We start from the raw sequence: 19,647 nt of genomic DNA on the forward strand, positions 1-19,647 counted from the left end.
TTTGTCGTGGCCGGTCCCGGGTGGGCGGTCGTTCTGGACGGGGCGACGCCGCGTCCAGGGGTGGACAGTGGGTGCGTACACGGCCCGGGTTGGCTGGTACGCAGGCTCGGGGGCGAACTGGCGGGGCGCCTGGCTCTCCAAGGGCGAGAGCCGCTCGCGGACGTTCTCGCCGCGTCCATCAAGGCCACATCGGAAGCGCACGCACGGACGTGCGCCCTTGATAATCCAGACAGCCCCTCGACGACGGTGACCATGCTGCGGTGGGGCGATGGCGTCGTGCAATGGCTCGCTCTGGCCGACTCGCCGCTGCTCTTGGACGTGGGCGCCGAGGTGCGGGTGATCCAGGACGACCGCGTCAACAAGCTCCCCTCCTATACGACCGAGGCGGTACGAGCGGCCCGTAATAGCCGTGGGGGCTTCTGGGTGGCGAGCACACGCCCTGAGGCGGCGTATCAGGCGCTGACGGGGGAGGCCCAGGGGGTGAGGCGCGCTGCCCTGCTCAGTGATGGGGCGGCACGCCTTGTCGAGCGGTTCGGCCTCATGACGTGGGACGAACTCCTGGACTTGGTGGACGACGAAGGGCCGCGCGAGCTGATCCGGCGTACGCGCAGGGCCGAGCGCGAGCAGCAGGTGGAAGGGGCACGGGGCAAGCGGTTCGACGACGCCACGGCCCTGCTCGTCCGATTCGGCGAAGCCCGGGGCCACGACAAATTTCGAACTTGATTCTAGAATCCGCTCCATGGACTCTCAGGAATTCGCCGACGTGCTGGCGGCCGTGCGCGCCTTCGTCCGTGAGCAGGTGGTCCCGCGCGAGGACGAGATCGAGGAAACCGACGCCATCCCCCAGGACGTGCGGCAGAAGTCCATGGAGATGGGCCTGTTCGGATACGCGCTACCCGAGGAGTACGGGGGCCTCGGCCTCTCCCTCAGCGAGGAGGTGAGGCTTGTGTTCGAGCTCGGCTACACCACCCCCGCGTACCGGTCCATGTTCGGCACCAGCAACGGCATCGCCGGTCAGGTGCTGGTGAACGCGGGCGACGCCGAGCAGCGGGCGCGGTGGCTGCCCCGGCTGGCGTCCGGCGAGATCATCGCCTCGTTCGCGCTGACCGAGGCGGAGGCCGGGTCCGACCCCAGCGCCCTCACCACCACGGCCGTGCGGGACGGCGGCGAGTACGTCATCGACGGTGCCAAGCGGTTCATCACCAACGCTCCCGAGGCCGACGTCTTCATGGTCTTCGCGCGGACCGGCGGTCCCGGCGGACGCGGCATCTCCACTTTCCTCGTCCCCAAGGACACGCCCGGAGTGAAGGTCGGCCCGCCTGACGCCAAGATGGGACAGCGCGGCGCGCACACGGCCGAGGTGTTCTTCGACGGCGCACGGGTGCCCGCGTCCGCGATGGTGGGCGGGGAAGGCGAGGGCTTCAGGATCGCCATGCTCTCCCTGGCCAAGGGCCGGGTCAGCATCGCGGCCGTCTGCGTCGGCCTCGCCCAGCGGATCCTGGACGAGACGGTCGCCTACGCCAAGGAACGGTCGCAGGGCGGCAGCAAGATCGGCGAATACCAGCTCATCCAGGGCCTCATCGCCGACTCCCAGACCGAGTTGTACGCGGGACGCGCGATGGTGCTGGAGGCCGCCCGCGCCTACGACGCCGGCGAGGACACCCGGGTCGCCCCGTCCTGCGCCAAGTACTTCTGCTCGGAGATGGTGGGACGGGTCGCCGATCGCGCCGTCCAGGTCTATGGCGGGATGGGCTACATGCACGGCGTGGCGGTCGAGCGCTTCTATCGCGATGCCAGGCTCTTCCGGCTCTACGAAGGGACCAGCCAGATCCAGCAGGTGATCATCGCCCGCCAGCTGCTGCGCTGAGCCCGTCGGCGGCACGCTGACCTGCGCGGCAGGGCGCGTGGCGGCCGCGTCGCGAAACCCCGTCCGGGCACGGCTAATCGATTTCGCAACTCGTCCTCCGGCCGTGTATGGTTTCACTGCGCCAACGACGCAGGCCCCTTTAGCTCAGTCGGCAGAGCGTCTCCATGGTAAGGAGAAGGTCTACGGTTCGATTCCGTAAAGGGGCTCGGCAGCGCGGAGGCCGTTCCGGACATCGTCGGGGCGGCCTTCGGATCCGCACCGCTCGGGCGCCGGGCGTCGGGCACGACCCGCCCAGGTCCCGGGCCTCGCGTTTCCAGGCTCCGGTGAAGTTCCGGTATCCTTGTAATCCGGTCGACACCGACCATCACGGCGGGGTAGCTCAGTCAGGCAGAGCAAGCGGCTCATAATCGCTGTGTCGCCGGTTCAAGTCCGGCCCTCGCTACTATCGAGCCCACTCGCCCCCCTTCTGGGGGCGAGGCGGGCTGGGTAGGAACACCCGGCCTCCCTCCACGGAGGCCGCGTGCATCGTCCAATGTCCCTAGCAAGAAAGGCACTCCATCGTGGCTGCCACCGACGTCCGGCCGAAGATCACGCTGGCCTGCCAGGAGTGCAAGCACCGGAACTACATCACGCGGAAGAACCGGCGCAACGACCCGGACCGCCTTGAGATCAAGAAGTACTGCCCCAACTGCCGGTGCCACCGTCCCCACCGTGAGACCCGCTAGCACGGGCCCCGCTCCTCGCTCGGGCGCCTGGCCAAGGCGCTCCTCGCCTGTGGCTCGGCCGCGGCGGCTTTCGCCGTAACGCTCCAGAACAGCCTCGACGGCTCGCTGCGTCCACGCATGCCTTCGGCGGCTTTGGCGTGAAGGGTGTCATCGCCCCTTCCTGGGCCGATCCGCCTCTATAGCCGCGTTCTGATCGGCCTGCGGGCGCGGGTCTCCTCCTATCTCCCGGTGGTCCGGCGGGCCAGGGTGAATGTCGTTCTGTTACCGTCCGTCCGAGACGACGCGAGCCCGGTACGGCCCCTCGCCGTGGGACGGGCTCGGCCCCCGTTGGACCGTGGAGGGACGGACCGCATGCCACTCAACCGTGATTTCATCGGGCGGAGCTTCCCGCCCGGCCCACCGTACGAGGTGAGCCGGGTGAAGATACGGGAGTTCGCGGAGGCGATCGGCGACCCCAACCCGATCTACCGGGACGCCGAGGCGGCCAAGGCCGCCGGTCATCCCGACGTCATCGCGCCGCCGACCTTCCCCATCGTGGTGTCCCTGGGCAACCCGGCGCTGGCCGACCCCGACCTGGGCCTGAACTACTCGATGGTGGTGCACGGCGAGCAGCGGTTCGAGTACACCCGCCCGGTGCGCGCCGGGGACGTGCTGATCACCACCTCGACGATCACCGAGATCAAGACGATCGGCAACAACGAGAAGATGGTCGTGGAGACCGAGATCACGACGGTCGAGGGCGAGCCGGTCTGCAAGACCTACAACACCATCGTGGAACGGGGGGCCTGATGACGGCGAAGGTGTCGTACGCCGAGGTCGAGGTGGGTACGGAGCTTCCGGCGCGGTCGTTCGCGGTCGACCGGGCCAACCTGGTGATGTACGCGGGGGCGTCCGGCGACTTCAACCCGATCCACTGGCGGGAGAGCTTCGCGAAGGCGGTGGGCCTGCCGGACGTGATCGCGCACGGGATGTACACCATGGCCCAGGGCGGCAAGTTCGTGACGGACTGGGTGGGAGACCCGGGTGCCGTGGTGGACTACGGGGTACGGTTCTCCGCGCCGGTCGTGGTGCCGGACGAGGGCGGCGCGACCCTGGAGATCAGCGGCCGGGTGGAGGAGAAGCTGGACGACAACAAGGTCGTCGTGGCGCTGACCGCCCGGTCCGGTGAGCAGAAGGTCCTCACGCGCGCCAGGGCGGTCGTCAGGCTGGCGTGAGGACCCGCCGGGACGATACGTAGGCCCTGATCGCGTGGGCCAGGGACGGGCCCGTCCCGGTCCACGCGATCGCGCGTGCGGGGAGGGGAAGACCAGGTGGCGGTGTTCGCTGAAGAGGTGAACCTGGCCGGGTACACCACGCTGCGGCTGGGCGGCCCGGCGCGCCGGTTCGTGGAGGCGACGACCGAGGCCGAGCTGGTCGCGGCGGTGCGCCGGGCGGACGACGAGGGCGAGCCGGTGCTGGTGCTCGGCGGCGGCAGCAACCTGGTGGTCTCCGACGACGGCTTTCCCGGCACGGTCGTCCGGGTCGGCACGCGCGGCGTGGACCGGTCCCCGGCCGACGGAGGGGGCGTGCGCGTACGGGTCCAGGCCGGTGAGGAGTGGGAGCCGTTCGTCGCCCGATGCGTGGAGGACGGCCTGACCGGGGTGGAGTGCCTGTCGGGCATCCCGGGCCGGGTCGGGGCCACGCCGATCCAGAACGTGGGCGCGTACGGCCAGGACGTCAGCGAGACGATCATCCGGGTGAGGGCGTACGACCGGCGGGCCCGCAAGATCGTCGAGTTCGGCCGCGAGGAGTGCGGGTTCACCTACCGCCACAGCGCGTTCAAGGGCCACGACCGGTACGTGATCCTTGAGGTGACCTACGAGCTGCGGGAGTCCGAGGCGTCCCAGCCCATCGCGTACGCGGAGCTGGCCCGCAAGCTGGACGTCGAGCCGGGCGCGACGGTGCCGCTGAAGGAGGCGCGGGAGGCGGTCCTGGAGCTGCGGCGGGGCAAGGGGATGGTGCTCGACCCGGCCGATCCCGACACCCGCAGCGCCGGCTCGTTCTTCACCAACCCGATCCTGGACGCGGAGCGGCTCGCGGAGCTGGAACGCCGAGTCGCCGAACGGCTCGGCCCGGACGTGCGGTTCCCCCGGTACGCCGAACGCCCCGGCCCGGACGGGGAGCCGCGCACCAAGACCTCCGCGGCCTGGCTGATCGACAAGGCGGGCTTCACCAAGGGGCACGCGCTCGGCCCGGTCAGGATCTCCGGCAAGCACACCCTCGCCCTCACCAACCCGGGCGACGGCAGCACCGCCGACCTGCTCGCGCTGGCGCGCCAGGTCCGCGACGGCGTACGGGACGCCTTCGGCGTGGAGCTGGTCAACGAGCCCGTCTTCGTCGGCGTCGAGCTCTAGGCCCGCTCCCAGTCGTCCACGCCCTTCAGCAGCCGGTCCCGGACCGCGTCGGGCGCGCACGAGCCCCGGATGGACTGGCGGGCCAGTTCGGCGAGTTCCGCGTCGGTGAAGGCGTGCTCGGCGCGGGCCAGTTCGTACTGCCGCACCAGCCGTGACCCGAACAGCAGAGGGTCGTCGGCGCCGAGCGCGATCCGCGCCCCTGCCTCGTACAGCGTGCGCAGCGGGACGTCCGCCGCGGTGGCCGCCACGCCCAGGCCCACATTGGACGCGGGGCACACCTCCAGCGTCACGCCGCGTTCCACGATGGTCTCCAGCAGCCGCGGGTCCTCGACGGCCCGCACCCCATGCCCCAGCCGGTCGGCCGACAGCGTCTCCAGGCATTCCCGGACGCTGGCGGGCCCGAGAAGCTCACCGCCGTGCGGGACGGCCACCAGCCCGCCGCGCCGGGCGATCCGGAACGCGCCCTCGAAGTCGTACGCGCGGCCACGCCGCTCGTCGTTGGACAGCCCGAACCCGACCACGCCGCTCCCCGCGTACCGCACCGCGAGCCGGGCCAGCGTCTTGGCGTCCAGCGGGTGCCGCGTCCTGTTGGCCGCGATCACGACGCCGATGCCGACGCCGGTGGCCTTCTCCGCCTCGCGTACCGCGTCCAGGACGAGCTCGACCGTCGGCGTGAGGCCGCCGAAGCGGGCCGCGTAGCCGCTGGGGTCCACCTGGATCTCCAGCCAGCCCGATCCCTCGGCCGCCTCGTCCTCGGCGGTCTCGTGGACGAGGCGCCGCAGGTCCTCGGGGGTGCGCAGGACCGACCTGGCGATGTCGTACAGGCGCTGGAACCGGAACCAGCCGCGCTCGTCGGTCGCCCGCAGCTTGGGCGGCCAGTCCTCGACCAGCGCGTCCGGGAGGTGGACGCCGTGCTCGGCGGCCAGCTCGACGAGCGTGGAGTGCCGCATGGAGCCGGTGAAGTGCAGGTGCAGGTGCGCCTTGGGCAGGACGGCCAGGTCGCGTCGCAGTGTCCGCTCGGAGAGGCCCTTCATGGTGTCGTGCCCGGCGAAGGGCGCGAGCGCGTGGTCATGACGTGGTGATGCGAGACGGGCCTCCATGACCCAATGCTGCCGGACGCCGCCGCAGATGGAATCCCCGGCTCACCAGGACCACCGGTCCTGACTATGCGCGATGGCACGTCGTGGCCATGCCGTCCCACGGGTAACACCCCTCCGGCGTCCTGGGGCCACGAGGGCCGGACCGAGAGCCGGGCCAAGGCTCCGAAAAAAATTCTGGGAGGCCGTGCAACCCCCTACGGGACCCGCGCGTATATGGGGGGCGCCAGAGTCCAGACGGGCAGAAGGGAACCCCCCAGATGATTTCGATCAAGGCCGCCGTGATCGCCGCCTCCGCCGTCGGCGCCGTCGCCGCCGGTGGTGTCACGTGGGCCTCCGTCGCGCAGACCGACGCCGCCCCCCGCGCCGCGCACGACCGGCTCCCGGCGGCGGTGAACGACGCCCGACAGGGCGCCCCGAAGGTCCTTCCCTCCTGCCTGCCCGCCTCGGAGCTCACCAAGAAGGGCTCGGAACTGGCCAAGAAGGGCGAGGGCGAGGTGAAGGCCCCGGTGGCCAAGCCGCGCGTCCCGAACGCCGAGCTGCCCCCGTGCCCGGACGTCTCGGCGCTGCCCAAGCAGGGCGCGAGGGTGCCGTCCGCCCCCGGCGTGCCGCAGGCCCCCGAGGTTCCGCAGGTTCCGGGCGTGGGCGGGCTCGGCTGTGACAAGCTGGCCCCGGCCGTCGAGGTCGGCGGCCCGCTGGAGCGCACGGTCATGCTGTCCAAGGGCCTGAAGCACGTCTCCAGCAAGACCGGCGTGCGGAAGGTGGGCGCCGCGCAGGCGTGCACGGTGACCCAGAAGTGGGTCTCCAAGGCGGCCGGGACGGCGGGCTGGGTCACCGTCGAGCGCATCAAGACCCCGGCGCGGACGGCCGAGCAGGAGGTCAGGAAGGCCGTGGGCGTGCCCGCGGGCGCCGTCCGCACCACGACCGCCAACGGCGTCGTCATGCTCCAGGCCCCCGCCGGCCGGAGCGGCGTGCTGATGATCGACCCGGCGGGCTACGCGCTGTTCCTGAACGGGAGCCCGGTCGCCTCCACCAGCCTGCAGGACGTGGCCGCCCAGCTGGCCAAGGTCCGCGGGTAGCGGGCCCGGCCTCTCGCCTGCATCCGAAGACCGTTCGGACTCCGGCTCCCGGCCTCACGGCGGAGAACGGAGATCCGGACACGTGGCGGGGTGGCCCCTGCGCGGGGGGCCACCCGCCGACCGCGGTAGCCGACCAAGCTCACAGCCGGACGGAGCATAGTGGGGCGTCGAGACGACCAGTCGTTCGCCGATTTCGTTACGGCACGTGGCACCGCCTTGCTGCGGACCGCGTCGCTCCTGTGCGGCGCCCATCAGGACGCCGAGGACATCCTGCAGAGTGCGCTGGAGAAGGCGTACCGGCACTGGGGACGGCTGGACCCCGAATCCGATCCCGAACCCTACGTCCGCCGGATCCTGGTCAACCTGGTGATCAGCAGGTCCCGGCGGTGGAAGGTGCTCCGGGAGATCAACATGGCCAGACCGCCGGAGAGGCCGGCGTCCACGTCGGCGACCCACACGGTGGAGCTGCGCGGCACCCTCATGGAGGAGCTGCGCAAGCTGGGTCCGCGGCAGCGGGCGGTGCTGGTCCTGCGTTTCTGGGAGGACCTCTCGGAGGCGGAGACCGCGCGGGTGCTCGGCTGCTCGGTCGGCACCGTCAAGAGCCAGGCGTCCCGGGGGCTGGCCAGGCTCCGGGAACGTCTCGACAGCAATCTGGCACCACTGGGGAGATGAGCGATGGACCTGGAGAGTGAACTGCGGAAGGCCATGGAAGAGCAGGTGGCCGAGGCTGCGGCTCCGCCCACGCTCGTCGGCGATGTGCGCCGCCGGTACCGCCGCCGCCAGAGGCGCATCAGGGTGGGCGTCGGCGTGGCGGCCGCGGCCGTGGCGGTCGCCGTGGTGGCGCCCGGCTACCAGTCCTTTCGCGCGGGCACGGTCGGCGCGGACGGCGACCACGACGGCAAGGGAGGGTCCCCGGCGCCGGGCACCCCGGGGCGGGCGACCCCGCCGGGCCTCCCCGAGGCGCCGGTCGCGCCCGGAGAGCCGGCGCCCGGGACGGCCCCCAGCCGCGGCCCGGAAACGGGTGGTGAACCCGGCCGGCCCGGCTCCAAGCCGTCCGGTGCGGCGGGCGTGGTCAGGCTCCCCAAGTGGGTGACGTTCCTGCCGTCCGGGCTCGTCCCCGAGGCTCCCTGCGGCACGTCCAGTGAGGGCAGGGCCACGGTGACCACCTGCGAGTGGCGGGGATCGGACGGCTCCTCCGTGGAGATCAGGCTGGTGCGCGGCCCCGACGTGGGCTCCCCCGAGGACCTGATCAGGTCCCCGGGAGTGCCCAAGCCGGCCAAGGTGCGGGGCGTCCATGCCCTGACGATCGAGCATCCCGGCGAGGGCGTCCAGGTCGCGTGGCTGGACCGTCCCGGCGTCGGCGTCACCGTCACCGCGGACGGCCCCGCGCGAGCGCAGCTCATGCGCATCGCCGAAGGCGTCCGCCCCTGAGGGGTCAGCTCAGGAGCTTGGTGATCCTGGAGACGCCTTCGACCAGGTCGTCGTCGCCCAGCGCGTACGAGAGGCGGAAGTAGCCGGGGGTGCCGAACGCCTCGCCGGGGACCACCGCGACCTCGGCCTCCTCCAGGATGAGCGAGGCCAGCTCCACCGACGTCTGCGGGCGCCTGCCGTGGATCTCCGTGCCGAGCAGCGCCTTGACCGACGGGTAGGCGTAGAACGCGCCCTCCGGCTCGGGGCAGACGACGCCGGGGATCTCGTTCAGCATCCGGACGATCGTCTGGCGGCGCCGGTCGAAGGCGGCGCGCATCTCGGCGACGGCCGACAGATCGCCGGTGACCGCGGCGAGCGCGGCGGCCTGCGACACGTTGGCCACGTTGGACGTGGCGTGCGACTGGAGGTTGGCCGCCGCCTTGATCACGTCCTGCGGGCCGATCATCCAGCCGACCCGCCAGCCGGTCATCGCGTAGGTCTTGGCCACCCCGTTCACGATCACGGTACGGTCGGCCAGCTCGGGCACCACGGCGGGCATCGAGTGGAACTCGGCGTCGCCGTACACCAGGTGCTCGTAGATCTCGTCGGTGAGCACCCACAGCCCGTGCCCGGCGGCCCAGCGGCCGATCTCCTCGACCTGCTCGCGGGTGTAAACGGCGCCGGTCGGGTTGGACGGGGACACGAACAGCAGCACCTTGGTGCGCTCGGTACGGGCCGCCTCAAGCTGCTCCACGGTCACCCGGTAGCCGGTGGTCTCGTCGGCGACGACGGTCACCGGCACGCCCCCGGCCAGCTTGATCGACTCGGGGTAGGTCGTCCAGTACGGGGTGGGCACCAGCACCTCGTCGCCCGGGTCCAGCAGGGCGGCGAACGACTGGTAGACCGCCTGCTTGCCGCCGTTGGTGATCAGGACCTGGGACGCCTCCACCGCGTAGCCGGAGTCGCGCGCCGTCTTCTCGGCGACGGCCGAGCGCAGCTCGGGAAGCCCGCCGGCCGGGGTGTACTTGTGGAAACGCGGCTCCCGGCACGCCTCGACCGCGGCCTCCACGATGTAGCCGGGCGTGGGGAAGTCGGGCTCGCCCGCGCCGAAGCCGATCACCGGGCGGCCCGCGGCCTTCAGCGCCTTGGCCTTGGCGTCGACGGCCAGCGTGGCGGATTCGGAGATCGCGGCGATGCGCGCGGAGACGCGAGGTCGGTCAGTGCTCATGCCCCTATCGTTACAGACGCCGAGTGATGACTTCAGCGCTATAGGGGCCGTCTGGTTCGACGCGGGACCCGTCCGCGACGTAGACTCACCGTCCTAGTGGCGCGGATCCGTCATGCGGGCATGTCCGCGAAGCGCCGTTCAGGTGCTCCGCGGAGGGCCGTAAGCTGGTCGTGTCGCGATGAAGGGCAGTGGCTCAATTGGTAGAGCTCCGGTCTCCAAAACCGGCGGTTGGGGGTTCGAGTCCCTCCTGCCCTGCGAGGTGCGGTGCGCACCCCGTACCGGTCCGCACGCGTCGGTGTGGAGATTCACGCGCCGTCACGACCGGCGCCGGGGCGGGACCGCGCGACGACCGTCCGCGCGACCGGCACAGGGCGGTTGACCACGACCGATGAGGTGAACGGCGGCACAATGGCGACTGAGACGCGCGGCGAGGCCGCGGCCAAGGACGAAGGCAAGGGGAGGCCAGCGCGCAAGCGCACCACTCCGGTCCTCTTCGTGCGCCAGGTGATCGCGGAGCTGCGCAAGGTCATCTGGCCCACCCGCCGTGAGCTCATCACCTACACCACGGTCTCGCTGGTGTTCGTGTTGATCATGGTGGCGATCGTCTCGGGGCTGGACTGGCTCCTGCAGCGGGGCGTGTTCTGGGCCTTCGGCTGAGCCTCCGCTCCGAAGCGACCGGCCACCCCGGCCCGGCCACCGAGAGCGACCATAGCGACCATCCCGCCAGGCGGCCCGCCACCTGGCGGGTTACAGACTTTCACAGATCCGTTCGAGAGAAAGAGTCACCGTGTCCGAGTCCTCACAGCCCAACGACGAGGCCGTCGACGAGGCCCGGTCCGCTGCGGCTGGTGCGGAGGGGTCCCTGGGCGAGCCCGGCGGTCCTCTGAGCGAGGCCGGTGCGGAGTTCGTGCCCGGCGCCGAGGGGGCCGGGCCGGGTGACACCGGCCCCAGCGACGACGTCGAGGCCGAACTCGCGGACGAGGCCGGTGAGGTCACCGAGGAACCCACCGAGCCCGCGCCCGACGCGTACGCGGAGTTCAAGATGCAGCTCCGCATGCAGCCGGGCGACTGGTACGTCGTGCACTCCTACGCGGGGTACGAGAACCGGGTCAAGACCAACATCGAGACCCGCACGCAGACCCTCAACATGGAGGACTACATCTTCCAGATCGAGGTCCCGCAGCACGAGGTGACCGAGATCAAGGGCGGCAAGCGGCAGAAGGTCAACGAGAAGGTGCTGCCCGGCTACATCCTGGTGCGGATGGAGCTGACCGACGAGTCGTGGGCCGCGGTCCGCAACACGCCCGGCGTCACCGGTTTCGTCGGCCTGCTCAACAAGCCGTCCCCGCTGAGCCTGGACGAGGTCGCCAACCTGCTGGCCCCCGAGCCGGAGGAGCAGGTCAAGACCAAGGAGCAGGCCAAGGCCGCCGCCCCCGCCGTCGACTTCGAGGTCGGCGAGTCGGTCACCGTCATGGACGGCCCGTTCGCGACCCTCCCGGCCACCGTCAACGAGATCAACGCCGAGCAGCAGAAGCTGAAGGTGCTGGTGTCGATCTTCGGGCGGGAGACTCCGGTGGAGCTGGGCTTCAACCAGGTCTCGAAGATCTGACCGGGCCCGCTCGCCGAACGCGTAGCCTGGAGCGACCCCTCCTCGCGCCCGCGGGGAGGGGAATGTCAAGCGGCTCCCACACGGTGGATTCGTCCCAGCCGCCGTGTTGCCCGGAAACCCGGGAGTCGGAGCCATCGGAAAATGGGACACAGAAGGGGGAGGGCTCATGCCTCCCAGGAGGAAAGTCGCCGCCGTCGTCAAGGTCCAGCTGCAGGCGGGCCAGGCCACGCCGGCGCCGCCGGTCGGTACCGCGCTGGGTCCGCACGGCGTCAACATCATGGACTTCTGCAAGCAGTACAACGCGGCGACCGAGGCGCAGCGCGGCAACGTGGTCCCCGTCGAGATCACCATCTACGAGGACCGCTCGTTCAGCTTCATCACCAAGACCCCGCCGGCCGCGCAGCTGATCCTCAAGGCCGCCGGGGTCGAGAAGGGCAGCGGCGAGCCGCACAAGACCAAGGTCGGCTCGGTGACCCGCGACCAGATCCGCGAGATCGCCACCACCAAGATGCCCGACCTCAACGCCAAGGACCTGGACGCCGCCGAGAAGATCGTGGCGGGGACGGCCCGGTCCATGGGCATCGAGGTCAAGTAAGCGTCAGGCGAGAACCGACGGTGGGAGGGCCGGGCGCGGCCCGTACCACGAGTTCCAGGGAAGGAACGACATGAAGCGCAGCAAGGGCTACCGCAACGCGGCCGAGCGGATCGACCGCGAGCGGCTGTACAGCCCGGCCGAGGCGATGAGGCTGGCCAAGCAGACCTCGGTCACCAAGTTCGACGCGACCGTGGAGGTCGCCCTGCGGCTGGGCGTCGACCCGCGCAAGGCCGACCAGATGGTCCGCGGCACCGTCAACCTGCCCAACGGCACCGGCAAGACCGCCAGGGTGCTGGTCTTCGCGGGCGGCGCCAAGGCGGACGAGGCCCGGGAGGCGGGCGCCGACCTGGTCGGCTCCGATGACATGATCGAGCGGATCCAGGGCGGCTTCCTGGACTTCGACGCGGTCGTGGCGACCCCGGACCAGATGGGCAAGGTCGGCCGGCTCGGCCGGGTGCTGGGCCCGCGCGGCCTGATGCCCAACCCCAAGACCGGCACCGTGACCATGGACGTGGCCAAGGCCGTCACCGACATCAAGGGCGGGAAGATCGAGTTCCGGGTGGACCGGCACGCGAACCTCCACTTCATCGTGGGCAAGGCGTCGTTCAGCGAGCGCCAGCTCGTGGAGAACTACGCCGCCGCGATCGAGGAGATCCAGCGGCTGAAGCCGTCCGCGGCCAAGGGCAGGTACGTGAAGAAGGCCGTGGTGACGACGTCGATGGGGCCGAGCATCCCGGTCGACCCCAACGCGGTCCGCAACCTCACCGCCGAGCTCGACGAGGCGACCGCCTGAGACGGCCGTCCGTCCGAACGGCGTTCCCGGCGTCCGGAAGGGGCGTCCCGCGACCCGCGGGGCGCCCCTTCCGCATGCCAAGCGATAGCGCCGCATGCCAAGCGATAGCGCCGCATGCCAAGCGATAGCGCCGCGTGCCAAGCGGAAGCGCCGCATGCCGGGCGGGCGACGGTCGCCGCAAGCGCCGGGATGGGTAGGCCGCAAGGTGGACGTGTCGGCCGGGCATTGGTTCCCGCGGGGGATGTGGCCAGGGCCGGCCGCGAATGAGACTGGTCGGCATCAGCGGACGAAACAGGGAGGCGCGAACCTCATGAAACGTCGATTCGCCGTGGCGGCCGGCAGCGCCGCGATGGGCACCGCTCTGGTCCTGTCGGGCTGCTCGGGGTCCGAGGAGGGCACGCCCGGCGCGATGCGGCTCACCGCGGCCGAGGCATTGATCAAGGCGTCCCAGAAGACCGGGCAGGCGGACTCGTTCAAGGCCGACCTCACCGTCAGCGACCCCGCGAACGGGGGCGGCGGCGTCAGCGCCACCGCGCGGTTCCGGCTGGAGCCCACGCTCGCCTTCAGCGCGCGGCTGGACGAGGTCAGGCACGGCGGCCAGGCGGTGCCGGGCCTCAAGGGCCAGGCCATCTACACCGGTGACGTGCTGTACGCGAAGGTGCCGCGGCTCGCCAGGTTCGTGGCCGACGGCAAGCCGTGGGTGAAGGTGAACGTGAGCCAGGCGGGGCGGCAGGCGGGCCTCGACGTCAAGGGCCTGGTCGACCAGTTGCGGAAGGTCAACCCGGCCGAGCAGACCACGATGCTCACCGGCTCGAAGGACGCGCGGCGTGTCGGCACGGAGTCCGTGGACGGCGTCCAGACCACCCACTACACCGGGACCGTGACCGTCCAGGACGCGCTCAGCAGGCTGGACGCGCAGACCCGCGCCAGGGTGCGGCAGTGGTTCCCGGAGGGCGCGGGCAAGGAGAGGCTCGCCTTCGACCTGTGGACGGACAAGGACCAGCTTCCGCGCAAGCTCGTCACGAAGGACGCCGACGGCGGCCACGGCGGGACGCTGACCGTTCGCTACAGCGACTACGGGAAGTCGTTCAAGGTGAGCCCGCCGCCCGCCGACCAGGTGGGCGAGTTCTCCTTGGGCTCCTTCCTGGGGGGCACTCCGCGTAACTGAGCGGCCCGTTACCGCGATCATGGCGGCGATTGCGAACCGCGCCGGTAGGGTCCGCGTCTTATGTACCGTTCGTCCTGCGCGTCAACCGGGGCGGCAGTGGACGCAGACCAAGGAGATCCCTCACGATGATCCGACGTTTGGCCGCGGGCGTGGCACTGGTCACCGGCCTGGCCCTCTCGCTGACCGGCTGTCTGGGCCTGGACGGCGACAAGGTGGACCAGGCCGGTGAGAACATCAAGCTGACGGCGGCGCAGGTGCTGGGCAGGACCGCCCAGAAGACCGGTCAGATCGACACCGTCCAGGCCGACCTGTCGGTGCGGATGTCCGGCGGTCAGGAGGGCGACGTCTCGATGAGCGGCGCCATGCAGTACCGCACCAAGCCCGACCTGGCCTACCGCGTGAGCTTCGACCAGATGACGATGGCCGGGCAGAACATGTCGGGCATCGAGGTGATCCTGATCGACCGCGTGATGTACATGAAGATGCCGGCGCTGTCGCAGCTCGGCGGCGGCTCGGCCAAGCCGTGGCTGAAGATCTCGCTGGACGAGATCGGCAAGCAGGCGGGCGTCAACGTCGACGACCTGCTCAAGCAGTCGCAGCAGATGGACCCGGTGCAGACCACCAAGATGCTGACCGCGTCCAAGGACGTCCGCGAGGTCGGCAAGGAGACCGTGAACGGCGTCGAGACCACGCACTACACCGGTACCTACCGGATGGAGGACGCGATCGCGACGCTGCCGCCCGACCAGCAGAAGGCGTACCGTGACGCCCTCGGCCGCGCCGGGGAGGCGGGCATGGGCGCCATGACCTTCGACCTGTGGGTGGACGGCCGGCAGCTCCCGCGCCAGCTGACGATGAAGGGGCAGGAGGGTGCGGCCGGGAGCATGACGATGACGATGAAGTTCCGCGACTACGGCAAGCCGGTGCAGATCTCGGCCCCGCCGGCGGGGGAGACCGCCGACTTCGCCGACCTGCTGGGCCAGATGCCCGGTATGCCGCGTTCCTGACCTCTGTCCCGATCTCGGCGTGAACGGCCCGCGAGCGCACGGCGCCCGCGGGCCGTTCCCGTCGCGGGTTTGGTGAGCCGGGCGGCATCACGTACCCTGGTACGTGCCGAAGACCGCCGGTCGCCGCCCTCCGGGGTGGCCGAAGGACCCGAAGAGATTCGGGCGGCCCGCGTAGGTGAGACGAGAGCTTCGTACGGCCTCCGCTGGTGAGCGCCGCGCCACGCCCCGTGCGCCTACGCCGGGGCGTTCAGTGTTTTCTGGGCTATTCGCCCCGGCGGCTTCCACCCGGCGATCGCCGTCCGCTCCCGGCAGCGGGACGGGCGGGGGTCGCGACCACCCAGGTAATCGGAAGGAGGCCCATGGCAAAGGCCGAGAAGGCCGCGGCGATCGCCGAGCTCAAGAACGAGTTCGAGAGCTCCAGCGGTGCCGTGCTGACCGAGTACCGCGGGCTCACGGTGGCGCAGCTCAAGGAGCTGCGCACCAACCTCGGCGACAACGCGAGGTTCACCGTGGTGAAGAACACGCTGACCAAGCGCGCGGCGAGCGAGGCCGGGGTCGACGAGGGGTTCCAGGAGCTCCTTGAGGGCCCGTCGGCGATCGCGTTCGTCAAGGGCGACGTGGTCGAGGCCGCCAAGGGGCTGCGTGAATTCGCCAAGGCGAACCCGCTTCTGGTCATCAAGGGCGGTGTCGTCGAGGGCCAGCGCATGGACGCCTCGGAGATCGGCAGGCTCGCGGACCTGGAGTCCCGCGAGGTGCTGCTCGCCAAGCTGGCCGGCGCGATGAAGGGCTCCATGGCCAACGCGGCCGCGCTCTTCAACGCGCTGCCCACGCAGGCCGCCCGGCTCGCCGAGGCTCTGCGCGCGAAGCGCGAGGAGAGCGGCGAGACGGCGGAGGCCCCTGCCGCCGAGACGCCGGCCGAGTAACGGCGCCCGCTGAGGAGAACCCCGTCCCGCGGTCCATCAGGACCCCAGTCACAAGCCATTGCGGAGGAACACATCATGGCGAAGCTCAGCACCGACGAGCTGCTCGACGCTTTCAAGGAGATGACCCTTCTCGAGCTCTCGGAGTTCGTGAAGCAGTTCGAGGAGGTCTTCGACGTCAAGGCCGCCGCCCCGGTCGCCGCCGTCGCGGCCCCGGGCGCTCCGGGCGCCCCGGCCGCCGAGGAGGCGCCGGCCCAGGACGAGTTCGACGTCATCCTGGAGGCCGCCGGCGACAAGAAGATCCAGGTCATCAAGGAGGTGCGCGCCCTGACGAGCCTCGGCCTCAAGGAGGCCAAGGACCTGGTCGACGGCGCGCCCAAGCCGCTGCTGGAGAAGGTCAACAAGGAGACCGCCGACAAGGCCAAGGAGGCCCTGGAGAAGGCCGGCGCCTCGGTGACCGTCAAGTAACACCGGTAACACCGGTACGCGGACCACGCGCGGCGCGAGGCCGCGCGGCGTGACGCACGGGGGCGGCCGCCTCACCCTGTGGTGAGGTGGCCGCCCTTTCGCATGTGCCGCCCGTATGCCCTGCTCGACCGGCACGGTTCGACCGGCCGGCACCCCTCGTGCGGTTCCTCCCTGCCGTTGTACTATCCGACGCGGCGTCCAGTACTGTCGGCGATCCCCGTCTTGAGGTGCGGGTTCGCGGGCAGTAGTCGTGCGGGCGTCCCAAGTAACGGTTGGCTTACATCACGACTTTTTCGGTGCCGATACCGGCTCGATCCCCTTCCATTTCCGTGGGGGACCGCTACGGTAGTGACACCTGTGCGCTACCCGACGGTAGCAATGGGGCGGCCACACGGTGTGAGGCGCACAACAGACTGAGTTGCACTCGCTCATTGGTTCCGGAACCCCCGGCCTGGACGAAAGGTGACGAGTGGGCGTCGAGATCAGGGTCGAAGGGCTGACCAAGTCGTTCGGCCGCCAGACCATCTGGCAGGACGTATCGCTAACGCTGCCCGCGGGAGAGATCAGTGTGCTCCTCGGGCCCTCCGGCACCGGCAAGTCGGTGTTCCTCAAGACCCTGGTCGGCCTGCTCAAGCCCGACCGCGGCCACATCTGGATCGGTGACCGCGACCTGCCGCGCCTGCCCGAGTCGCAGCTGTACGACACCCGCAAGCTGTTCGGGGTGCTCTTCCAGGACGGCGCGCTGTTCGGGTCGATGAACATCTACGACAACATCGCGTTCCCGCTGCGCGAGCACACCAGGAAGTCCGAGAGCGAGATCAAGCGCATCGTCATGGAGAAGATGGACATGGTCGGTCTTCTCGGTGCCGAGAAGAAGCTGCCCGGCGAGATCTCCGGCGGGATGAAGAAGCGGGCGGGGCTGGCCCGCGCGCTGGTGCTCGACCCCGAGATCCTGCTGGTGGACGAGCCGGACTCCGGCCTGGACCCGGTGCGCACCGCCTACCTCAACCAGACGATCGTCGACCTGAACGCGCAGTACGGCGCCACGTTCCTCATCGTCACCCACGACATCAACACCGCCCGCACCGTCCCGGACAACATCGGGCTGCTGTTCCGGCGTGAGCTGGTCATGTTCGGCCCGCGCGAGATGCTGCTGTCCAGCGAGGAGCCGGTCGTCCGGCAGTTCCTCAACGCCCGCAAGGTCGGCCCGATCGGGATGTCGGAGGAGAAGGACGTCTCCGAACTGGAGGCCGAGGCCAAGATGGGCCACGACCCGGCAAGCTGCCGCCGATCCCGCCGCAGCAGATGCCCAGCGACGGCCGTCTCCGTCCGACCCAGCACGCCCCGGGGGCCTGGTGCGCGGCGCACGGCGTCGTCCCGCCGCCCGGCTCGTTCATCGACGACCAGGGACGCGACTGGGTGAAGGAGTGGCCGCGCTATGTCGCGGCCATGGGCCAGACGGCCGGCGCCACCGCGCCCGCCGCGCCCGGCGCCCCGGCGCCCAGAGGCGGAGACGGCGCACCGCCCGGTGGCGCGCTGCCGCGCCGCCCCAAGCATTCACGTGACTCCGGTGGCGGCTGGCCCGGGGCGGGTGCGGCGCCCTGATGTCAGCTCCTGGCGCCGGCGCCGACCCGCGCGAAGGCTCCATGCGGTTCCGCCGGTTGTCCGACGGCGCGGCCAATGTCGCGATCAGGGAACCCGGCAGGTTCTTCGCCCTCTGCCTGGACACGTTCCGGGCGATGCTGGTCTGGCCGTTCCAGTGGCGCGAGTTCATCCAGCAGGCGTGGTTCATCGTCAGCGTCACCGTGGTGCCCACCATGCTGGTCGCCATCCCGTTCGGCGGCGTTCTGTCGTTGCAGGTCGGCGGGCTGATCCGGCAGCTGGGCGCGCAGTCGTTCACCGGCGCCACCGCGGTGGTGGCGATCGTCCGCGAGGCGAGCCCGCTGGTGACCTCGCTGCTGGTGGCGGGGGCCGCCGGCTCGGCCATGTGCGCCGACATCGGCTCCCGCAAGATCCGTGAGGAGATCGACGCCATGGAGGTGCTGGGCATCAACCCCCTGCACCGCCTGGTGGTGCCGCGCATGCTGGCCTGCGCGTTCGTGGCGCTGTTCCTCAACGGCCTGGTGTCGGTCGTCGGCCTGATGGGCGGCTACTTCTTCAACGTGATGTTGCAGGACGGGACGCCCGGCGCCTACCTGGCCTCGTTCAACGCCATCGCGCAACTGCCCGACCTGTTGCAGGCCGAGGTCAAGGCGTTCGTGTTCGGCATCACGGCCGGTCTGGTCGCCGCGTACAAGGGCCTGAACGCCAAGGGCGGGCCCAAGGGCGTCGGCGACGCGGTCAACCAGACGGTGGTCATCACCTTCATGCTGCTGTTCCTGGAGAACTTCGTGATCTCCACCCTCTACTTCCAGCTCGTCCCGCAGAAGGGCATGTGATGGCGGGCTACGGAGGGACCGGGAGGCCGTGGTCCAGGTTGGTGAACGGCCCGCTGCAACGGCTGGAGGACTTCGGGCACCAGCTGTCGTTCTACGCCCGCGCGTTCGCGTGGACGACACGGGTGCTGCGCCGCTACCGGACGGAGGTGCTGCGGCTGCTCGCCGAGGTCAGCCTGGGCACCGGCGGGCTCGCGGTGATCGGCGGCAGCGTCGTGATCGTCGCGTTCATGACCTTCTTCACCGGCAGCCAGGTCGGGCTCCAGGGCTACAACTCGCTGAACCAGATCGGCACCGCCGCGTTCACCGGCTTCGTGGCGTCCTACTTCAACACCCGCGAGATCGCGCCGCTGGTGTCGGCGCTGGCCCTGTCGGCGACCGTGGGCTGCGGGTTCACCGCGCAGCTCGGCGCGATGCGGATCTCCGACGAGATCGACGCGCTGGAGGTCATGGCGGTCCCGTCGATGCCGTTCCTGGTCACCACGCGGATGATCGCCGGGATGATCGCGGTGGTGCCGCTGTACATCGTGGGCCTGCTGGCGTCCTACGGGGCGACCCGGCTGATCGTGACGCTCTTCTACGGGCAGTCCACCGGGACCTACGACCACTATTTCTCGCTGTTCCTACCGCCGTACGACATCCTCTGGTCGTTCGGCAAAGTGATCATATTCGCGCTGCTGGTCATGCTGATCCACTGCTACTACGGCTACCACGCCGGCGGCGGCCCGGCCGGGGTGGGCGTCGCCGTGGGACGGGCGGTGCGCACGAGCATCGTCGTCATCAACGTGACCGACCTGCTGCTCGGCATGGCGATCTGGGGCGCCACCACGTCCGTGCGGATCGCGGGGTGAGC

The 19,647-nt window shown here is 70.5% G+C and carries 22 protein-coding genes and 3 tRNA genes; 23 read left to right on the top strand and 2 right to left on the bottom strand.

Annotated features, from left to right (window positions below; all coding sequences use genetic code 11):
* From ACGWYJ_RS35295 to ACGWYJ_RS35330, 8 genes are all read left to right on the top strand, one after another.
* Positions 1 to 723, top strand: a 723-nt coding sequence (locus tag ACGWYJ_RS35295; protein WP_395110916.1) for a protein phosphatase 2C domain-containing protein, incomplete at its 5' end; no start/stop codon positions are given.
* Positions 724 to 739: 16 nt separating this feature from the next.
* Positions 740 to 1,867: an acyl-CoA dehydrogenase family protein gene (locus ACGWYJ_RS35300; protein ID WP_395110917.1), complete on the top strand. Its 1,128-nt coding sequence runs from the start codon at positions 740 to 742 to the stop codon at positions 1,865 to 1,867.
* A gap of 133 nt (positions 1,868 to 2,000) precedes the next feature.
* Positions 2,001 to 2,073, top strand: a tRNA-Thr gene (locus ACGWYJ_RS35305).
* A gap of 162 nt (positions 2,074 to 2,235) precedes the next feature.
* Positions 2,236 to 2,309: transfer RNA gene (locus tag ACGWYJ_RS35310), tRNA-Met, on the top strand.
* Between the two features lie 118 nt (positions 2,310 to 2,427).
* Positions 2,428 to 2,592 carry a 50S ribosomal protein L33 gene (rpmG, locus tag ACGWYJ_RS35315; protein WP_067629315.1) on the top strand — a complete coding sequence of 55 codons (165 nt, stop codon included), beginning with the start codon at positions 2,428 to 2,430 and terminating at the stop codon, positions 2,590 to 2,592.
* A gap of 351 nt (positions 2,593 to 2,943) precedes the next feature.
* Complete coding sequence (locus ACGWYJ_RS35320; protein ID WP_395110918.1) at positions 2,944 to 3,381, top strand: MaoC family dehydratase N-terminal domain-containing protein; 438 nt, start codon at positions 2,944 to 2,946, stop codon at positions 3,379 to 3,381.
* A complete protein-coding gene (locus tag ACGWYJ_RS35325; RefSeq protein WP_395110919.1) occupies positions 3,381 to 3,806 on the top strand; it encodes a MaoC/PaaZ C-terminal domain-containing protein in 426 nt (141 codons plus the stop codon). The genes ACGWYJ_RS35320 and ACGWYJ_RS35325 overlap by 1 nt, the downstream gene beginning before the upstream one ends.
* Positions 3,807 to 3,902: 96 nt before the next feature.
* Positions 3,903 to 4,985 carry a UDP-N-acetylmuramate dehydrogenase gene (locus ACGWYJ_RS35330; protein WP_395110920.1) on the top strand — a complete coding sequence of 361 codons (1,083 nt, stop codon included), beginning with the start codon at positions 3,903 to 3,905 and terminating at the stop codon, positions 4,983 to 4,985.
* On the opposite strand, the gene ACGWYJ_RS35335 is transcribed toward ACGWYJ_RS35330, so the two are convergent.
* Entirely contained in the window at positions 4,982 to 6,019 is a 1,038-nt protein-coding gene (locus ACGWYJ_RS35335) for an adenosine deaminase (protein ID WP_395110941.1), read from the bottom strand. The genes ACGWYJ_RS35330 and ACGWYJ_RS35335 overlap by 4 nt on opposite strands.
* 323 nt (positions 6,020 to 6,342) lie before the next feature.
* Here ACGWYJ_RS35335 and ACGWYJ_RS35340 point away from each other — a divergent pair, with 323 nt between their 5' ends.
* The 3 genes from ACGWYJ_RS35340 to ACGWYJ_RS35350 all read left to right on the top strand — a co-directional run bounded on the left by ACGWYJ_RS35340 (position 6,343) and on the right by ACGWYJ_RS35350 (position 8,592).
* Positions 6,343 to 7,161: a hypothetical protein gene (locus ACGWYJ_RS35340; RefSeq protein ID WP_395110921.1), complete on the top strand. Its 819-nt coding sequence runs from the start codon at positions 6,343 to 6,345 to the stop codon at positions 7,159 to 7,161.
* Between the two features lie 159 nt (positions 7,162 to 7,320).
* Positions 7,321 to 7,833 carry a SigE family RNA polymerase sigma factor gene (locus ACGWYJ_RS35345; protein WP_395110922.1) on the top strand — a complete coding sequence of 171 codons (513 nt, stop codon included), beginning with the start codon at positions 7,321 to 7,323 and terminating at the stop codon, positions 7,831 to 7,833.
* 3 nt (positions 7,834 to 7,836) lie between these two features.
* Complete coding sequence (locus tag ACGWYJ_RS35350) at positions 7,837 to 8,592, top strand: hypothetical protein (RefSeq protein ID WP_395110923.1); 756 nt, start codon at positions 7,837 to 7,839, stop codon at positions 8,590 to 8,592.
* A 4-nt stretch (positions 8,593 to 8,596) separates the two neighbouring features.
* Here ACGWYJ_RS35350 and ACGWYJ_RS35355 read toward each other — a convergent pair whose 3' ends face one another.
* Entirely contained in the window at positions 8,597 to 9,799 is a 1,203-nt protein-coding gene (locus ACGWYJ_RS35355) for a pyridoxal phosphate-dependent aminotransferase (RefSeq protein WP_395110924.1), read from the bottom strand.
* Between the two features lie 182 nt (positions 9,800 to 9,981).
* Between ACGWYJ_RS35355 and ACGWYJ_RS35360 the strand changes: the two genes are divergently transcribed.
* The 12 genes from ACGWYJ_RS35360 to ACGWYJ_RS35415 all read left to right on the top strand — a co-directional run bounded on the left by ACGWYJ_RS35360 (position 9,982) and on the right by ACGWYJ_RS35415 (position 19,645).
* A tRNA-Trp gene (locus tag ACGWYJ_RS35360) sits at positions 9,982 to 10,054 on the top strand.
* 153 nt (positions 10,055 to 10,207) lie between these two features.
* Entirely contained in the window at positions 10,208 to 10,456 is a 249-nt protein-coding gene (secE, locus tag ACGWYJ_RS35365; RefSeq protein WP_395110925.1) for a preprotein translocase subunit SecE, read from the top strand.
* A gap of 130 nt (positions 10,457 to 10,586) precedes the next feature.
* Entirely contained in the window at positions 10,587 to 11,408 is an 822-nt protein-coding gene (nusG, locus tag ACGWYJ_RS35370) for a transcription termination/antitermination protein NusG (RefSeq protein WP_395110926.1), read from the top strand.
* Between the two features lie 166 nt (positions 11,409 to 11,574).
* Positions 11,575 to 12,003 carry a 50S ribosomal protein L11 gene (gene rplK, locus ACGWYJ_RS35375; RefSeq protein WP_395110927.1) on the top strand — a complete coding sequence of 143 codons (429 nt, stop codon included), beginning with the start codon at positions 11,575 to 11,577 and terminating at the stop codon, positions 12,001 to 12,003.
* Between the two features lie 70 nt (positions 12,004 to 12,073).
* Positions 12,074 to 12,796, top strand: a complete 723-nt coding sequence (gene rplA / locus ACGWYJ_RS35380) for a 50S ribosomal protein L1 (protein WP_395110928.1) — start codon at positions 12,074 to 12,076, stop codon at positions 12,794 to 12,796.
* Positions 12,797 to 13,106: 310 nt separating this feature from the next.
* Positions 13,107 to 13,964 carry a hypothetical protein gene (locus ACGWYJ_RS35385; RefSeq protein WP_395110929.1) on the top strand — a complete coding sequence of 286 codons (858 nt, stop codon included), beginning with the start codon at positions 13,107 to 13,109 and terminating at the stop codon, positions 13,962 to 13,964.
* Between the two features lie 125 nt (positions 13,965 to 14,089).
* Positions 14,090 to 14,971 carry a hypothetical protein gene (locus ACGWYJ_RS35390; protein ID WP_395110930.1) on the top strand — a complete coding sequence of 294 codons (882 nt, stop codon included), beginning with the start codon at positions 14,090 to 14,092 and terminating at the stop codon, positions 14,969 to 14,971.
* 359 nt (positions 14,972 to 15,330) lie between these two features.
* On the top strand, positions 15,331 to 15,894 hold the full coding sequence (gene rplJ / locus ACGWYJ_RS35395) for a 50S ribosomal protein L10 (RefSeq protein ID WP_395110931.1): 564 nt from the start codon (positions 15,331 to 15,333) through the stop codon (positions 15,892 to 15,894).
* A 75-nt stretch (positions 15,895 to 15,969) separates the two neighbouring features.
* Positions 15,970 to 16,359, top strand: a complete 390-nt coding sequence (gene rplL / locus ACGWYJ_RS35400) for a 50S ribosomal protein L7/L12 (protein WP_285699376.1) — start codon at positions 15,970 to 15,972, stop codon at positions 16,357 to 16,359.
* Between the two features lie 469 nt (positions 16,360 to 16,828).
* Positions 16,829 to 17,782 (top strand): ABC transporter ATP-binding protein, encoded by a 954-nt coding sequence (locus tag ACGWYJ_RS35405; protein WP_395110932.1) that lies wholly within the window; start codon positions 16,829 to 16,831, stop codon positions 17,780 to 17,782.
* Between the two features lie 223 nt (positions 17,783 to 18,005).
* Entirely contained in the window at positions 18,006 to 18,797 is a 792-nt protein-coding gene (locus tag ACGWYJ_RS35410) for an MlaE family ABC transporter permease (RefSeq protein ID WP_395110942.1), read from the top strand.
* Positions 18,797 to 19,645 (top strand): MlaE family ABC transporter permease, encoded by an 849-nt coding sequence (locus ACGWYJ_RS35415; protein WP_395110933.1) that lies wholly within the window; start codon positions 18,797 to 18,799, stop codon positions 19,643 to 19,645. The genes ACGWYJ_RS35410 and ACGWYJ_RS35415 overlap by 1 nt, the downstream gene beginning before the upstream one ends.
* Positions 19,646 to 19,647: the final 2 nt, after the last annotated feature.

The sequence above is a fragment of the Actinomadura sp. SCN-SB genome (genome assembly GCF_043906805.1).
GTDB lineage: Bacteria > Actinomycetota > Actinomycetes > Streptosporangiales > Streptosporangiaceae > Spirillospora.

Bases quoted from the DNA above. Each gene is read 5' to 3' on its own strand.
- ACGWYJ_RS35300 (WP_395110917.1), top strand. From the start codon at position 740: ATGGACTCTCAGGAATTCGCCGACGTGCTGGCGGCCGTGCGCGCCTTC.
- ACGWYJ_RS35335 (WP_395110941.1), bottom strand. From the start codon at position 6,019: ATGAAGGGCCTCTCCGAGCGGACACTGCGACGCGACCTGGCCGTCCTG.
- rplK (WP_395110927.1), top strand. From the start codon at position 11,575: ATGCCTCCCAGGAGGAAAGTCGCCGCCGTCGTCAAGGTCCAGCTGCAG.
- ACGWYJ_RS35320 (WP_395110918.1), top strand. From the start codon at position 2,944: ATGCCACTCAACCGTGATTTCATCGGGCGGAGCTTCCCGCCCGGCCCA.
- ACGWYJ_RS35385 (WP_395110929.1), top strand. From the start codon at position 13,107: ATGAAACGTCGATTCGCCGTGGCGGCCGGCAGCGCCGCGATGGGCACC.
- ACGWYJ_RS35340 (WP_395110921.1), top strand. From the start codon at position 6,343: ATGATTTCGATCAAGGCCGCCGTGATCGCCGCCTCCGCCGTCGGCGCC.
- ACGWYJ_RS35325 (WP_395110919.1), top strand. From the start codon at position 3,381: ATGACGGCGAAGGTGTCGTACGCCGAGGTCGAGGTGGGTACGGAGCTT.
- ACGWYJ_RS35410 (WP_395110942.1), top strand. From the start codon at position 18,006: ATGCGGTTCCGCCGGTTGTCCGACGGCGCGGCCAATGTCGCGATCAGG.
- rplA (WP_395110928.1), top strand. From the start codon at position 12,074: ATGAAGCGCAGCAAGGGCTACCGCAACGCGGCCGAGCGGATCGACCGC.
- secE (WP_395110925.1), top strand. From the start codon at position 10,208: ATGGCGACTGAGACGCGCGGCGAGGCCGCGGCCAAGGACGAAGGCAAG.
- rplJ (WP_395110931.1), top strand. From the start codon at position 15,331: ATGGCAAAGGCCGAGAAGGCCGCGGCGATCGCCGAGCTCAAGAACGAG.
- ACGWYJ_RS35355 (WP_395110924.1), bottom strand. From the start codon at position 9,799: ATGAGCACTGACCGACCTCGCGTCTCCGCGCGCATCGCCGCGATCTCC.
- ACGWYJ_RS35415 (WP_395110933.1), top strand. From the start codon at position 18,797: ATGGCGGGCTACGGAGGGACCGGGAGGCCGTGGTCCAGGTTGGTGAAC.
- rplL (WP_285699376.1), top strand. From the start codon at position 15,970: ATGGCGAAGCTCAGCACCGACGAGCTGCTCGACGCTTTCAAGGAGATG.
- ACGWYJ_RS35350 (WP_395110923.1), top strand. From the start codon at position 7,837: ATGGACCTGGAGAGTGAACTGCGGAAGGCCATGGAAGAGCAGGTGGCC.
- ACGWYJ_RS35390 (WP_395110930.1), top strand. From the start codon at position 14,090: ATGATCCGACGTTTGGCCGCGGGCGTGGCACTGGTCACCGGCCTGGCC.